Annotated in this window: 10 protein-coding genes; 5 read left to right on the forward strand and 5 right to left on the reverse strand. The window is 71.5% G+C overall.

What is annotated here, in order from left to right; translation table 11 throughout:
- Window positions 1–5: 5 nt before the first annotated feature.
- The 4 genes from ACWDRB_RS17895 to ACWDRB_RS17910 all read right to left on the reverse strand — a co-directional run bounded on the left by ACWDRB_RS17895 (window position 6) and on the right by ACWDRB_RS17910 (window position 6,551).
- Entirely contained in the window at window positions 6–2,360 is a 2,355-nt protein-coding gene (locus tag ACWDRB_RS17895; protein WP_449895051.1) for a PEP/pyruvate-binding domain-containing protein, read from the reverse strand.
- Window positions 2,357–3,742 (reverse strand): MFS transporter, encoded by a 1,386-nt coding sequence (locus tag ACWDRB_RS17900; protein ID WP_449895053.1) that lies wholly within the window; start codon window positions 3,740–3,742, stop codon window positions 2,357–2,359. Before ACWDRB_RS17900 ends, ACWDRB_RS17895 begins: the two co-directional genes overlap by 4 nt.
- 82 nt (window positions 3,743–3,824) lie before the next feature.
- Window positions 3,825–5,111, reverse strand: coding sequence for an MFS transporter (locus ACWDRB_RS17905; RefSeq protein WP_449895056.1), 1,287 nt, complete (start codon window positions 5,109–5,111; stop codon window positions 3,825–3,827).
- Window positions 5,112–5,144: 33 nt separating this feature from the next.
- Window positions 5,145–6,551 (reverse strand): M20 family metallopeptidase, encoded by a 1,407-nt coding sequence (locus tag ACWDRB_RS17910; protein ID WP_449895059.1) that lies wholly within the window; start codon window positions 6,549–6,551, stop codon window positions 5,145–5,147.
- A gap of 143 nt (window positions 6,552–6,694) precedes the next feature.
- On the opposite strand from ACWDRB_RS17910, the gene ACWDRB_RS17915 reads away from it, so the two are divergent.
- Entirely contained in the window at window positions 6,695–7,603 is a 909-nt protein-coding gene (locus ACWDRB_RS17915; protein WP_449895061.1) for a LysR family transcriptional regulator, read from the forward strand.
- A 46-nt stretch (window positions 7,604–7,649) separates the two neighbouring features.
- Here ACWDRB_RS17915 and leuA read toward each other — a convergent pair whose 3' ends face one another.
- Window positions 7,650–9,356 carry a 2-isopropylmalate synthase gene (gene leuA / locus ACWDRB_RS17920; protein WP_449895063.1) on the reverse strand — a complete coding sequence of 569 codons (1,707 nt, stop codon included), beginning with the start codon at window positions 9,354–9,356 and terminating at the stop codon, window positions 7,650–7,652.
- A gap of 262 nt (window positions 9,357–9,618) precedes the next feature.
- Between leuA and ACWDRB_RS17925 the strand changes: the two genes are divergently transcribed.
- From ACWDRB_RS17925 to ACWDRB_RS17940, 4 genes are all read left to right on the forward strand, one after another.
- A complete protein-coding gene (locus ACWDRB_RS17925) occupies window positions 9,619–9,864 on the forward strand; it encodes a DUF2630 family protein (protein ID WP_357733942.1) in 246 nt (81 codons plus the stop codon).
- 42 nt (window positions 9,865–9,906) lie between these two features.
- The gene (locus ACWDRB_RS17930) at window positions 9,907–10,881 is read left to right on the forward strand and encodes a GNAT family N-acetyltransferase (RefSeq protein ID WP_449895066.1); all 975 of its coding nucleotides are present in this window, start codon (window positions 9,907–9,909) and stop codon (window positions 10,879–10,881) included.
- A 34-nt stretch (window positions 10,882–10,915) separates the two neighbouring features.
- Window positions 10,916–13,099: a protein kinase domain-containing protein gene (locus tag ACWDRB_RS17935; protein ID WP_449895069.1), complete on the forward strand. Its 2,184-nt coding sequence runs from the start codon at window positions 10,916–10,918 to the stop codon at window positions 13,097–13,099.
- A gap of 127 nt (window positions 13,100–13,226) precedes the next feature.
- Entirely contained in the window at window positions 13,227–14,540 is a 1,314-nt protein-coding gene (locus ACWDRB_RS17940) for an MFS transporter (protein WP_449895072.1), read from the forward strand.
- Window positions 14,541–14,545: the final 5 nt, after the last annotated feature.

The following is a 14,545-nucleotide window of genomic DNA, read 5'->3' on the forward strand; positions in this document are numbered from 1 at the left end:
GCATCTTAGAGAGCTCGGGTGACGCGACCGGTGTCGCCGTTCACGGTCACCGGCTGGCCGTCCACCAGCACGGAGGTGGCCCTGCCGGTGCCCATGACGGCCGGGATCCCGTACTCCCTGGCGACAATGGCGGCGTGCGAGGCCGCGCCGCCGGCGTCCACGACCACGGCCGACGCCAGCTGGAACAGGGGCGTCCACGACGGGTTCGTGTACGGGCAGACGAGCACGTCGCCGCTCTCCAGCCTGGCGAACTCGGCCGGCTCCCTGATCAGCTTCACCGGCCCGGTCGTCACGCCGCCGCTGGCCGGGGAGCCGGTGACCAGCGCGTCCCCTGTCTCGCGGACCGGGAAGACGGCCGCGGGGTCGATCAGTCGCACGCCCGACAGCTCCTCCCGCTTGGCCGCCCGGGCCCGAACCGCCTCGCGCAGCCGTTCCCGGTCGGCGCCGGCCATGGCGGTCACGTCGCGGATGGCCTCCAGCTCCGGCAGTCGCAGGTGGAAGACGTCCTCCGGCCGGTCGAGCACGCCCTGCCCGCGCAGGCGGCGGCCGATCTCCATGAGTGATCTGCGCAGGATGGGCTGCGGCATCATGAAGAAGAAGTGGCTGTCCTCGCGGAACGCGACGCCCGCGCGGGCGGCCTCCACCCGCCGCCGCATCCGGGCGCGGCCGCCGGCTGTCAGCCACGGGTGGCGGAGCAGGCGGCCGAGAGCGTCGTCGCCGTCCTTGCGCGCGGGCGGCGCGGCGGCCAGCACCTTGATCAGGTCGATGACGGTCTCGGGGGCATCGGACCAGGTGGGCGTGGTGACGAGGATCGGGCTCGAGGTCTCGCGGTGGCCGTACTCGGCCAGGAACGCCCGCAGCCCCTCCTCGAACTCGGCCGGCCTCGGGCCCCCGTCGAGCGCGCCCGTCCGCCTGGCCAGCCCGGCCAGCCGGTCCAGCGCCTGGTTGGCGTCGGTGGTGCGGGTACGCGCCCCGTGCAGCAGGTCGCCGAAGAGCCGGCCGCGCCCGAGCAGCTTGACCGCCACCAGCAGCCGCAGCAGCGCCAGCCCGGTGCCGGGCAGGTAGTCCGCGCGCAGGCCGGCCACCGGGTCCACCAGGTCCAGGGCTTGCCGGGGCACGCGGACGAGCTCCGCCCACGGCAGCTCCGCCAGGTCGCGGGCGGCCAGCTCCCTGACCGCGGCGAGGTAGGCGCGCAAGCGCGGGTCCTCGGTCCAGCGGGCGGGGTCGAACCTCCTGGCCCTGGCCAGCAGGCTGAACGGGACGGCCGGCAGCTTCCGGGTGGGGCGCGGGCTCCGCGGAACGAGCTGGTAGACGACGCCGTCCTCCTCCCGCAGGAACCCCTCGAACACGCCGGCTATGCCGAAGCCGGCCGCCACTCTGGCCATCAGCCCGACGGGGCCGTACGGGATCCAGGTCGTCATGTCGATCGGATAGGGCCGTTCCGGGAGGTACTCCATCAGAATGGTGGCGATGCGGCGCTGGGCCGGGTTGAGCCTCCCGATCGGGGGCGGCGGCAGCGCGGTCATGGGCCGGGCCTGCAGCAGGTGGACGCGACCGCCCGCGTACGCCCACTCGATGTCCTGGGGCCGCCCGAAGTGCGCGGCGACCTCCTTCCCCAGCCTGGCCAGCTCCCCGAGCGCCGCGTCGGGCAGGCGCTCCTGAGCGGCCGAGCCCGTCTCGCGCGTGACTCCCCCGCCCGCCGCGCCCCTGATGACGACCTCGTGACGCCCCGGCGTGAAGGCCGTGCCGGCGTCGGAGATCACGTAGTGGTCGGGCGTGACCAGGCCGGACACCACGGCCTCGCCGAGCCCGCTGCCGGCGTCGACGACGAGCTGGGCGCGGTCGCCGGTGACCGGGTTCGCGGTGAACATGACGCCCGCCAGGTCCGCCTCGACCATGCTCTGCACCACGACCGCGATCCGCACCTCGGAGTCGTCGATGCCGAGCCGGGCGCGGTAGGCGACGGCGCGGTCGGTCCAGAGCGAGCCCCAGCAGCGGCGTACGGCGTCGAGCACGGCCCGCTCGCCCACGACGTTCAGGTACGTGTCCTGCTGGCCGGCGAACGCGGCCCCCGGCAGGTCCTCGGCGGTGGCGCTGGAGCGCACGGCCACGGCCCCGCCGCCGAGCGCGGCGTACGCGCCGGCGACGGCCTCCCGCAGCTCGTCGGGCAGCTCGACCTGCTCGAAGTACGCCCGCGTGCCGTGCCCCTGGGCGATCACGTCGTAGGCGTGGGTGGTGACGACGAAGCCGCCCGGGACGGGGAAGCCGTTCCTGACGAGCTCGCCCAGGTTGGCGCCCTTGCCCCCGGCCATGGCCAGGTCGTCCCGGCCGAAGGCGGCCAGCGGTGCGACGAGTTTCACGATCTCTCCTCGGCATAGGCGGTGGTGCGAAGCGGACGCGCCGGCAGCGCCAGCGCGAGGAAGAACGCCACGGCCAGCAGCGGCGCCATGGCCGCGAAAACCGGCGGCACGGCCGCGGCGAAGGCCTCCCGCATGCTGTCGGGGACGTCGGACGGGTTCGTGGCGGAGATCCCGGACCTCAGCGTGATCAGCGCGCCCACCAGCGCGACCCCGGCGGACGCGCCGACCTGGCGCAGGAAGGTCACCGACGAGGTGGCGGTGCCCAGGTCGGCGTACTCCACGGCGTTCTGGGCGGCCAGCACCATGGTCTGCATGACGAGCCCGACCCCCAGCCCGGTCACCAGCATCGCTCCGGCCAGCGCGAGCGGGTCGCGGCCCGCCAGGCCGATCAGCCCGAGCCCGGCGGCGGCCACGGCCGTGCCCGCGATCGGGTACGGCCGGTACCTCCCGGTCCGCGTGATCAGCCGCCCGGACACGACGGTCGTGGCGAGCACGCCCGCCATCAGCGCCGTCACCAGCAGCCCCGCCCCCGTCGCGCTGGAGCGCAGCGCGATCTGCAGGTAGGCCGGCATGTACGTGATCGTCCCGAACAACGCGAACCCGATGAGCAGGCTGATCGACACCGGCACCGCGAACGCCCGGTCCCGGAACAGCCGCAGCGGCAGGATCGGGTCCCTGGCGAACCGGGCGCTGACCAGCCACGCCAGCGCCCCGGCGATCGCCACACCGAGATAGACGGGGTTCCCGGTCTGTCCCAGCAGGACCACCCCGACCACGGCGACGGCCAGCGTGACGGCCCCGGCGACGTCGAGCGGCGCCCGGCCCGCCTGCCCGCGCGGCCTCGGCAGCCGCAGGGTGGCGCTCAGCACGACCAGCGCCAGCACCCCGAGCGGCGGGTAGATCGCGAAGATCCACCGCCAGCTCAGCCGGTCGACGAAGAACCCCCCGACCAGCGGCCCGCCCACGGCGGCCACCACGTACATGGCCCCGATGAGCCCGAGGTAGCGGCCCCGCTCGCGCGGGCTCACCACCTCGCCGATGATCGCCTGCGCCCCGATCATCAACCCGCCGCCGCCCAGGCCCTGCACGGCCCGGAAGGCGATGAACTGCGGCATCGACGTGGCCACCGCGCACAGCACGGCCCCGGTCACGAACACGACGATGGCGACCTGCATGGTGGGCTTGCGGCCGTACCGGTCGCCGAGCTTGCCGTAGACGGGCATGACCACGGTGGCGGCGGCGAGGTAGGCGCTGACGACGGCGGGCATCTGGTCCAGCCCGCCCAGGCTGCCCGCCACGGCCGGCAGCGCGGGCGCCATGATCGTCTGATCGAGCGCGCCCAGCAGCATCGCCAGCATCAACCCGGACAGCACGACGCCCATGACGCCTCTCCTTAGAGAACGACTCGTTCTCTAAGAAGCATAGGATTCAACTCGAAGAAACGCAACGTTCACTAATCGGGTCTCAGCGGATGCCGCGGGTCCGGAGCGCGGAGGCCAGGGCGGCGATGCTCAGGAAGGAGACGGCCAGCAGGTAGTACGCCGGCGACACCTGCGAGCCGGTCCCCGAGACGAGCGCCGCGGCGATGGCGGGGGTGAACCCGCCGAAGACCGCGACCGCCGCGTTGTAGCTGAACGACAGGCCGGTCGCACGCGCCTGCACCGGGAACGCGTCGGCCATCACCGACGGCAGCGCGCCGAAGTAGGCGGCCTTCAGCAGGCCGAGGATCGTCATGCAGAGCGTCAGGGTCAGGAACGACGGCGACGCGGTCAGCCAGAGGAACAGCGGGACGACGCTCCCGCCGATCAGCACCGCGGCCGGGATCATGATCTTCAGCCGGCCGAACCGGTCGGCCAGCAGGCCGACGAAAGGCGTCGCGACGGTCAGGGTGACCCCGGTGATGAGCAGCGCGACGAACGACAGCGAATCGTTCAGGCCCAGCTCCTCGATCCCGAAGGTCGGCATGTACTGCAGGATGAAGTTGAGCGCGGTCGAGATGACCAGCGCGCCACCGGCGATCAGCAGGCCGCCCCAGTGGTCGCGGAAGACCGACCGGATCGGCGAGGGACGCTCGCCCGTCGCCTCCGGCGTGATCTCCGGCGACTCCAGGACGTACCGGCGGATGTAGAGGCCGACCGGAAGGACCAGCAGCCCGAACACGAACGGCACCCGCCAGCCCCAGTCCGCCATCTGCTCCTTGGACAGCACGGCGGTCAGACCCGCGGCGAACCCGGAGGACATCAGGGTCGCGAGCCCCTGGCTGGCGAACTGGAAGCTGCCGAGGAAACCCTTGCGGCTGTCGTCCTGCTCGACCAGAAACGAGGTGGCGGCGCCGAACTCGCCGCCGGCCGCGAATCCCTGGATCAACCGCGCGACCACGATCCCCAGCGGCGCGAGGAGCCCGAGCGTGGCGTAGCCGGGCATGACCACGATCAGCAGGGTGCCGAGGGCCATCAGCCAGATCGTCAGCACCAGGGCCTTCTTGCGCCCGTGCCGGTCGGCGTACGCGCCGATGACCAGCCCTCCGAGCGGACGGATCAGGTACGTCACGCCGAACACCGCGTACGCCTGCACCAGCTGGACGCCGGGCGCGTCGGCGGGGAAGAACACCTGTCCGATGTAGGCCGCCATCAGCGCGTACACGGCGAGGTCGAACCACTCGAGCGCGTTGCCGATGGTCGCCGCCGCGATCGCGCGGCCGGTGGAGCCGCGCGTCGCGGGCTGGGTCGGATCTGTGGAGGCGACGGCCATCGAAGGTCCTTCCGGTGGGGGGGCTGACGTCCGTCAGACCGGTTGGGGGGCGGGGAGAGGGTGGTCGGCCGAAGGGTTGCCGAGAGCGTGGAACAGCGCGGCGGCCAGCACGACGCCCTCGCGGGCGATCCCGGCGAGCAGGTGCTCGTCGGGCGCGTGCTGGAGACAGCCCGGGTACGAGTGCGGCAGCCACAGGGTCGGCAGGCCGAGGACGTCGGTGAAGACGAAGTTGGGCAGGGAGCCGCCGATGTTCGGCAGCAGGGCGACGGGCCCACCGGCCACCTGCTCCAGCGATTCCCTGGCCCACCGCACCCACGGGTCGTCGAGTGCCGTACGGCTGGCGGGGAAGTGGCCCAGGACGCTGACGCCGACCATCGGGTAGCCGTGGGCGGCGAGGTGCTCGGCGACGGCCTGCTCCACGCCGCTCACGTCGGTCCCGGCCACGTACCGCAGCTGCAGGATCGCGCGGGCCCGGCCGGGGATCGCGTTGACGGGGTTGTCGATGTCGGCCGACCCCACCGCCAGGACCTCCAGGGTGTTCCAGCCGTACAGCCGCTCGGCGGCGGTCAGGCCGGTGTCGCCCCAGCCCTCGTCCGGGGCCGGGTCGCCGGGGCTGTTCGCGACGGTGACGCCGGCCAGCACCTCGCGGACCGCGTCCGGGAGCTCCGGCGGCAGCAGGGCGGGCACCCGGATGCGTCCGTGCCCGTCGACGCAGCTCGCGATCGCGCCGGCCAGGGTGGTGGCGGGGTTGCGCAGGACGCCGCCCCAGTTGCCGGAGTGGTAGGTGTTGGGGCGCAGATCGACGTCGAGCGCGATGTCGACTCCACCGCGCGACCCGAGGAACAGCGTGGGCGTCGCCGCGTCCAGGCGCGGCCCGTCCGAGGCGATCAGGACGTCCGCCCGCAGCTCCTCGCGGTGCGCCGCGGCGAACTCCGCCAGTCCCGGCGAGCCGATCTCCTCGCCGGACTCGAACAGGAAGATCAGGTTGAACCCGAGCCGCCCCTGCCGGGCGAGCAGCAGGCGCAGCGCGGCGAGGTTGATCAGGTGCTGACCCTTGTTGTCGGCCGAGCCGCGGCCGTACCAGCGGTCGCCGTCGGCGGTCAGCGTCCACGGGTCCCGGCCGTCGCTCCACCGGCCCGCGTGGCCGTCCACCACGTCGGCGTGGCCGTAGCAGAGGAGCGTCGGCAGCGAGGAGGACTCGATCCGGGTGCCGACCAGGAACGGGCCCCCAGCGGGGTCGGGGTTGGGGTGCTCGGTCACGGAGCACCCCAAGCCGGTCAGCGCGGGCGCCAGAACCTCGTCCAGGTATGCCTTGACGGCAACGCGGGCTCCCGGCTTGGTGCTCTCGGTGGGGTAGGAGACCATCGCGGCGAGGTCGGTGAAGAACGCGCCGGAATCGACGTACTCCTCCGCCTGTTCGATGAGGTCTGCTGGGATCACGAGAGGTTCCTCCGGGGGATCGCGGGCGCTGTTCTGGTCAGCAGCGTAGGACGGTTCACGGGCTTCGACCATTGCCGATTGCCGCAACGAGCGTTCTACTATTGGCAAACCCGTGTGTCCGAAGCATTTACCAGGAGGTCCCGATGCAACTCCTGCCGGTGGGCCTCTCGTACTTCCTCGAGGTGGCCCGGACGGGGTCGGTGACGGAGGCGGCCCGTACGCTGACCGTCGCGCCATCGGCGATCAGCCGGCAGATCGCCAAGCTGGAGTCCGGGTGCGGAGTGCCCCTGTTCGTCCGGCATCCGCGCGGGATGGCGCTGACCGAGGCCGGATCCCGGCTCCTCGCCCACGTCCGCCGCAGCGAGGCCGAGGCGTCCGCCCTGGTGAACGAGTTGCGGACCGGGCGCGGAGCCGATGTCCGCAACGTCACGGTGGCGTGTTCGGAGGGGTTCGGACGGCGGATCGTCCCGCGGGCGATGGCGGCCTTCCGGCGCGACCACCCCGACGTGACGTTCCAGCTCGACGTCGTCCCCCGGCAGGAGGCCACCCGCCGGGTGATCGAGGGGATCGCCGACGTCGCCGTCACCTATGCGATGGGGCCGCAGCACGATGTGCGGGTGGAGTGCGCCGTCGTGATCCCGGTGGTCGCGATCGTCCCGCTCGGGCACGAGCTGGCCGGACGCGACCAGGTCGGGCTGGCGGAGCTGTGCGAGCACCCGCTGGCCCTCGCCTCCACCGGGACCAGCCAGCGCGAGCTCTTCGACATCGGCACGCAGATCGAGGGACTGACGGTCCGCCCGGTGCTGGTCTGTGACGGGCTCGGCCCGCTGCACGAGTTCGTCCGCTGCGGGGGCGGCATCGCGCTCGTCGGAGATCTCGGCGACCTGCACCGCGAGGGCTCGGGCGAAGGGGTCGCCTACGTACGGCTGGACCACCCGGTGTTCCGCCAGCGGGAGGCCCAGGTGCAGACCGCCCTGGGCCGCCGGCTGCCCTGGTCGGTGACGGAGTTCACCGGGCTGCTGGTCTCACTGCTCGGCCCGCCGTCCAAGTGACGGACGGCCCCTTGGACGGCGTACCGAGTGGATGGGTGCGGTGCGGTCAGCGCGAGGCGCGGTTGACCGCGGAGATGATGGCCTTGAGCGAGGCCGTCGTGGTGTTGGCGTCGACGCCGACGCCCCACAGCACCTGGCCGTCGACCTCGCACTCCAGGTAGGAGGCGGCCTTGGCGTCGGAGCCGGCGCTCATCGCGTGCTCCACGTAGTCGAGCACGCGCACCTGGATGCCGACCCCCGCCAGGGCGTCGATGAAGGCCGAGATCGGGCCGTTGCCCGCGCCCGCGATCTCGCGGATCTCCCCGTCGACCCGGACGTCGGCGCCGATGCGGTCCTTGTCGTCCACCGTGGACTCGTGGCGGTGGGCCATCAGGCTGAGGCGGCCCCAGCGGTTGGCCGGGTTGGGCAGGTATTCGTCGCGGAAGATCTCGTACATCGCGGCGGGGCTGATCTCGCCGCCCTCGCTGTCGGTGCGGGCCTGCACCACCTTCGAGAACTCGATCTGCAGCCGGCGCGGCAGGTCGAGCTGGTGGTCGGCCTTCATGATGAACGCGACGCCGCCCTTGCCCGACTGGCTGTTGACGCGGATGACGGCCTCGTAGGTGCGGCCGATGTCCTTCGGGTCGATCGGCAGGTACGGCACCGCCCAGGTGAACGCGTCGACCGGCACGCCCGCCGCGGCCGCGTCGCGCTCGAGGTGCTCGAAGCCCTTCTTGATGGCGTCCTGGTGGGAGCCGGAGAAGGCGGTGTAGACCAGCTCGCCGCCCCACGGGTGGCGCGGGTGCACGGGCAGCTGGTTGCAGTATTCGGTGACGCGGCGGATCTCGTCGATGTCACTGAAGTCGATCTCGGGGTCGACGCCCTGGGAGAACAGGTTCATGCCCAGGGTGACCAGGCAGACGTTGCCGGTGCGCTCCCCGTTGCCGAACAGGCAGCCCTCGATGCGGTCGGCGCCCGCCATGTAGCCCAGCTCGGCGGCGGCCACGGCGCTGCCGCGGTCGTTGTGCGGGTGCAGCGACAGGACGATCGAGTCGCGGTGCTTGAGGTTGCGGTGCATCCACTCGATCTGGTCGGCGTAGATGTTGGGGGTGGCCATCTCGACCGTGGCCGGCAGGTTGACGATGACCTTGCGGTCGGGGGTGGGCTGCCACACGTCGTTGACCGCGTCGCACACCTCGACGGCGTATTCGAGCTCGGTGCCGGTGAACGACTCGGGAGAGTACTGGAAGTAGACGTCGACGTCGCTCGCGTCGGCGAGCTTCTTGACCAGCTTGGCGCCCTCGACGGCGATGGCGGTGATGCCGTCCTTGTCCAGGCCGAACACGACGCGGCGCTGGAGGGTGGAGGTCGAGTTGTACAGGTGGACGATGGCCTGCTTGGCGCCCTCGATGGACTCGAAGGTGCGCTCGATCAGCTCCGGCCTGGCCTGGGTCAGCACCTGGATGACCACGTCGTCGGGGACGCGGCCCTCTTCGATGATCTGGCGGATGAAGTCGAAGTCGGTCTGCGAGGCGGCCGGGAAGCCGACCTCGATCTCCTTGTAGCCCATGCGTACCAGCAGCTCGAACATCTGCAGCTTGCGATGGGAGTCCATCGGGTCGATCAGGGCCTGGTTGCCGTCCCGCAGGTCCACCGCGCACCAGCGGGGCGCCTTGGTGATGACCTTGTCGGGCCAGGTGCGGTCGGTCAGGCGGATGGGCTCGAACGCCTGATAGCGATGGGTCGGCATGGGGCTGGGCTGCTGAGTGGTCATGTCTGCTGGCTCCTCATCGGTCGAAAGAAATCGGCCGACGCGCATGACTGGCTCCGCGGCGAGGGAGCCGGCCTCAGTGGCCCCCGCCGCGGCAGCTAAGAAGCAGCCCACGCAGCATGCCATGCACGTTACCAGACGTCTCGCGATGCACTGCCCCGGATCTCAGATCCTGAGAAGGCGGCGAGTCGCCCTCAGCCGAAGTGCGGTGGGAAACGGGCCCCGGGGCGGGAGGCCGGCCCGGACCGGTGACTAGAGTTCAGGCATGCGGGACGACGAAATTCTCACCAAGATCAGTGCCCTGGTCGACGAGGAGCACGAGCTGCGCAACCGGCTGTCCACGGGCGAGGTGACCACGGACGAGGAGCACGAGCGCATCAAGCAGCTGGAGACGGCGCTCGACCAGTGCTGGGACCTGCTCAGGCAGCGCCGGGCCAGGCGGAGCGCGGGCGAGGACCCCGACAACGCCGCCGCCCGCCCCGCCAACGAGGTCGAGAACTACAGCCAATAAATTCGCTCGCCCCAGCCGTCGTCCGTGCGATTTGCTGGGCACATGTGGATCCAGCCCATCGATCTCGACCGGCCGGGCGACCTGGTCACGGGCCTGCATGAGGCGTACACGGCGGCCTACTCCGACGACCCGGGCCCTCTGATGTCGCTCGCCCACTTCCGCCACGACATCGCCAGGCACTCGCCGGGCGACCGGGCCGAGCTGTGGGCCGTCGTCGAGGGCGGCGAGGTCGTCGGCGGCTACGCCCTGTCGCTCTCCCAGCTCGACAACACGCACATGGGCTGGATCTTCCCCCTCGTCGTGCGCCCCGAGCGGCGCGGCCGAGGGCTGGGCTCGGCGCTGTTCGAGCATGCGCTGGAGAGGTTGCGCCACCACGGCAGAAGCCTGCTCCTCACGGAGACGCCGACCACCGGCGTGGGCGCCCGCTTCGCGCTCGCCCACGGCATGACGGTCGCGGTCGCCGAGGCCCGCCGCGTGCTGGATCTCCGCAAGGCCGGCTGGGACACCCTGGAACGCATGATCCCCACCGTCGAGGGCTACCGCCTCGAACGCTGGACCGGCCCGGCGGACCCCGGCCTGATCCCCGACCTCTCGACCCTGATGAACGGCATGAACGACGCCCCGCGCGACGCCGGCATCGAGGACTTCGACTTCAGCTCCGAGCGCATCCGCGACCGCGAGGAGGGCATCAAGGAGCGCGGCCTCACCAGCTATTCGATGATCGCCCGCCGCGACTCCGACGGAGCCCCCGCCGGATACACGCGTGTCTACCTCGCCGCCGACCGCTCGGACGGCTGGGGACATCAGGCGGACACGACCGTGCTGGCCGGGCACCGGGGCCACCGCCTCGGGCTGCTGCTCAAGCTCGCCAACCTGTTCTGGCTCCGCGAGCACGAGCCCCACCTGGAGCGGATCATCACCTGGAACGCCACCTCCAACGCCCACATGCTGGCCATCAACGAGGCCATGGGCTTCGAGCTCCTCGACGAATGGAACGAATGGCGGCTGGAGCTGTAGGCCGTTCGGAGGCGGGCGGCTAACGTGATCCTTTATGACCTTGGAGGCGTTGAGGGACGGGGATCCGCGCCAGGTGGGGCCGTACACGCTCCTGGTTCGGCTGGGCGAGGGCGGCATGGGCGTCGTCTACCTGGGCCAGGCGCCGGACGGCACGCGGGTGGCGGTCAAGCTCATCCACCCCAGGATGGACGCGCAAGCGGACTTCAGGCGGCGCTTCGCCCGCGAGGTGGCCGCCGCCAAGCGGGTCGCCCGCTTCTGCACCGCTCCCGTCCTGGACGCCGACGTCGAGGGGGACGTGGCATACCTGGTCACCGAGTACGTCGAGGGGCCCAGCCTGGGGGACGCCGTCCACGAGTCGGGGCCGCTGAAGGGCTCGGCGCTGGACGGCCTGGCCGCCGCGATGGCCATGGCCCTGCGCGCCATCCACGGGGCGGGGGTCGTGCACCGCGATCTCAAGCCGTCGAACGTGCTGCTCTCCCAGGTGGGGCCCAAGGTCATCGACTTCGGCATCGCACAGCTCATGGACGCGGAGATGAGCAGCGCGATCGTGGGGACGCCGTCGTACATGTCGCCCGAGCAGGTGTCGGGCGCCACCATCGGCCCGGCCTCGGACATCTTCTCGTGGGGCTGCACGGTCGCCTACGCGGCGAGCGGCAGGCCGCCGTTCGGCTCGGGCTCGGTCCCCACGATCCTCCTGCGCATCGTCAACGAAGCCCCGGAGCTGCACGGCCTCTCGGGCCCGCTGCGCGACCTGGTGCTCGCCTCGCTGACGAAGAACCCGCGCGAACGCCCCACGGCCCAGGACCTGATGGACCACCTCAGCGTGGCGGACCCCGGCGGCGCTCCACTCCCCCGCGCGGAGACGGACCCAAGCGCTACTCCGGCATCCACTGGTAGCACTGGCACGGGCACGGGCACGAACGCGACCGGTCACCCGGCGCACGCCGACGTGACGACGGCGCCGCCTGACGGCCCGCGACCGCCCGGCGCGGCGACGGCGCCGCCCGACAGCCCCTTGACTCCCAACCCCGGGGTGGCGGGGAACCGGAGGAAGGTGCTCGCCGCGGCGGCGGCCGTCGCCGTGGCTGTGGGAGGCGCGTCCGTGGCGGTCGCCTGGCGCACCCTGGGCACCTCGTCGAGCGCCCGCACCCCCGCCCAGACGAGCACCACCCAAGCCGCCCACTCCAACAACCAGGCCAAGCCCCAGAACCCGCTCAGAGCCCCAGGCAAGATCACGTTCTACTCCCCGCTGGAGCCGGCCGCCAACCGCCAGGCCGAGCAGTGGAAGAAGGACCGCCCCCGGGACGCCGAGCTCATGAGCAGGCTGGCCGCGGTCCCCCATGCCATCCGCCTCAACCAGCCCGAGGCCAGGCCGGAGGTCGACGCCACCGTCAAAGCGGCCCGGCAGGAAGGCGGCGTCCCGGTGTTCCTGATCAACTCCCTGCCGGGCAGCGAGTGCCGCTCGACGACCGCCGCCGAACTGGCCTCGTACCAGGAGTGGATCAAGGGCATAGCGAGCACGATAGGCCAGGCCAAGGCGGTGGCGATCCTCGAACCGGGCGCCACGGTCAAGATCCCCGGAGTCGAGGAATGCGACCCACGGGGCTCGGTGGAGCAGCGCTACAAGGACCTCAGACAGGCCGTCCAGACCCTCAAGGCCAACCCGAACACGGCCGTCTACCTCGACGGCAGCCAGGACCTCTACCCGGGCACCGCGCTCATGGCCGACCGGCTGATCAAGGCCGGCATCGACCGGGCGGACGGCTTCTTCCTCAACACGGGGGCCTTCCACCCCACGGAGAGGAGCGTCGCGTACGGCAAGGCGCTGTCGGCCTGCGTCAGCGTCCAGCGGGCCACGGGCGCCAGGGACTGCCCGTCGGACGGGAAGGTGGACCCGGCGACGATGCCCCACTTCGTGGTCGACACCGCCAGGAACGGCCAGGGCTCGTGGGCCCCGCCGCCGAAGAAGTACCCCGACCCGCAGACGTGGTGCAACCCGCCGGGCCGGGGCGCCGGCGACCGGCCCACGACCGACACGGGTGAGGAGCTGGTGGACGCCTACCTGTGGATCGCGCGGGCGGGCTCGTCCAGCGGCCGGTGCAGGCGCGGGGAGGGCGGGGAGAAGGACCCCGAGCGCGGCGTCGTGTCCCCGGAGGCCGGCGAGTGGTGGCCGGATCTGGCGCTGGAGAGGGCCGAGAAGGCCAACCCGCCATTGTGACGGGCCGGGGCAAGCCCGAGGTTGCGCCCATGTTAAGCGGACGTTAGATCTCGGCCACCTGCCCTTGTCCGAACATCCTTCTGCGGAGAGGCTCTGACCTGCACCTACTCCCCCCAGGAGGTTACCCGTGAGCAAGGCACGCGTGCCGTGGAAGGCAGTGATCGGCGGCTCCGTCGGCAATCTGGTCGAGTGGTACGACTGGTTCGTCTACACCAGCTTCGCCGTCTATTTCGCCGCGTCCTTCTTCCCTGAGGGCGACAACACGGCGAAGCTGCTCAACACCGCGGCCATCTTCGCCGTCGGCTTCTTCATGCGCCCGCTCGGCGGCTGGCTGCTCGGCCGTTACGCCGACAGGAAGGGCCGCAAGGCGGCTCTCACGCTCACCGTCACCCTCATGTCGGCCAGCGCCCTGCTGATCGCCATCGCCCCGACGTACGAGACGGTCGGCTACTTCGGCGCCGTCGTGCTGGTGGTGGCCCGCCTGCTGCAGGGGCTGTCGGTCGGCGGCGAGTACGCGGCCAGCGCCACGTACCTCACCGAGGCCACCCCGCGCGGCCGGCGCGGCTTCGCCTCGAGCTTCCAGTACGTCTCCATGACCGCCGGCCAGCTCGTCGGCCTCGGCCTGCAGATCATCCTGCAGAACACGATGTCCACGGAGGCCCTCAACTCCTACGGCTGGCGCATCCCGTTCGTGATCGGCGCCCTGGGCGCCGCGGTCGTGTTCTACCTGCGCCGCAACCTCCTGGAGACGGAGGCGTACGACGAGGAGGAGCGCGAGGTCGAGCACCAGGGCCGCGGCACGATCAAGCAGTTGCTCGCCCACAAGAAGGAAGCGCTGCTGGTCATCGCCCTGACCATGGGCGGCACGGTCGCGTACTACACCTACACCACGTACCTCACCAAATACCTCGCCATCACCGCCGGCCTGCCCAAGGAGACGGCCACGCTGGTGAGCTTCTGCGCGCTGTTCATCTTCATGTGCCTGCAGCCGCTGGCCGGTGGGCTGTCGGACCGGATCGGGCGGCGGCCGCTGCTGATCACGTTCGGGATCGGGTCGATGCTGGGCACGGTGCCGCTGATGACGGCGCTCGGCGGGGTCACGGGGTTCGCCGGCGGGCTCACGCTCTCGCTGATCGGCCTGATCATCGTCACCGGCTACACCTCGATCAACGCGGTGGTGAAGGCCGAGCTGTTCCCGACGAACATCCGCGCGCTCGGCGTCGCCCTCCCCTACGCCATCGCGAACGCCCTGTTCGGCGGCACCGCCGAGTACGTGGCGCTGTGGTTCAAGAACAACAAGATCGAGTCCGGCTACTTCTGGTACGTCTCCGCCTGCGCCGCCGTGTCGCTCGTGGTCTACCTCACCATGCGCGAGACCAGGGACGCCGCCCTCTCCCGCGCCGAGCAGACTTCGGAGGATGTGGTCGCGGCCCGCGTCTAACCTGA

Source organism: Nonomuraea sp. NPDC003707 (assembly GCF_053587055.1).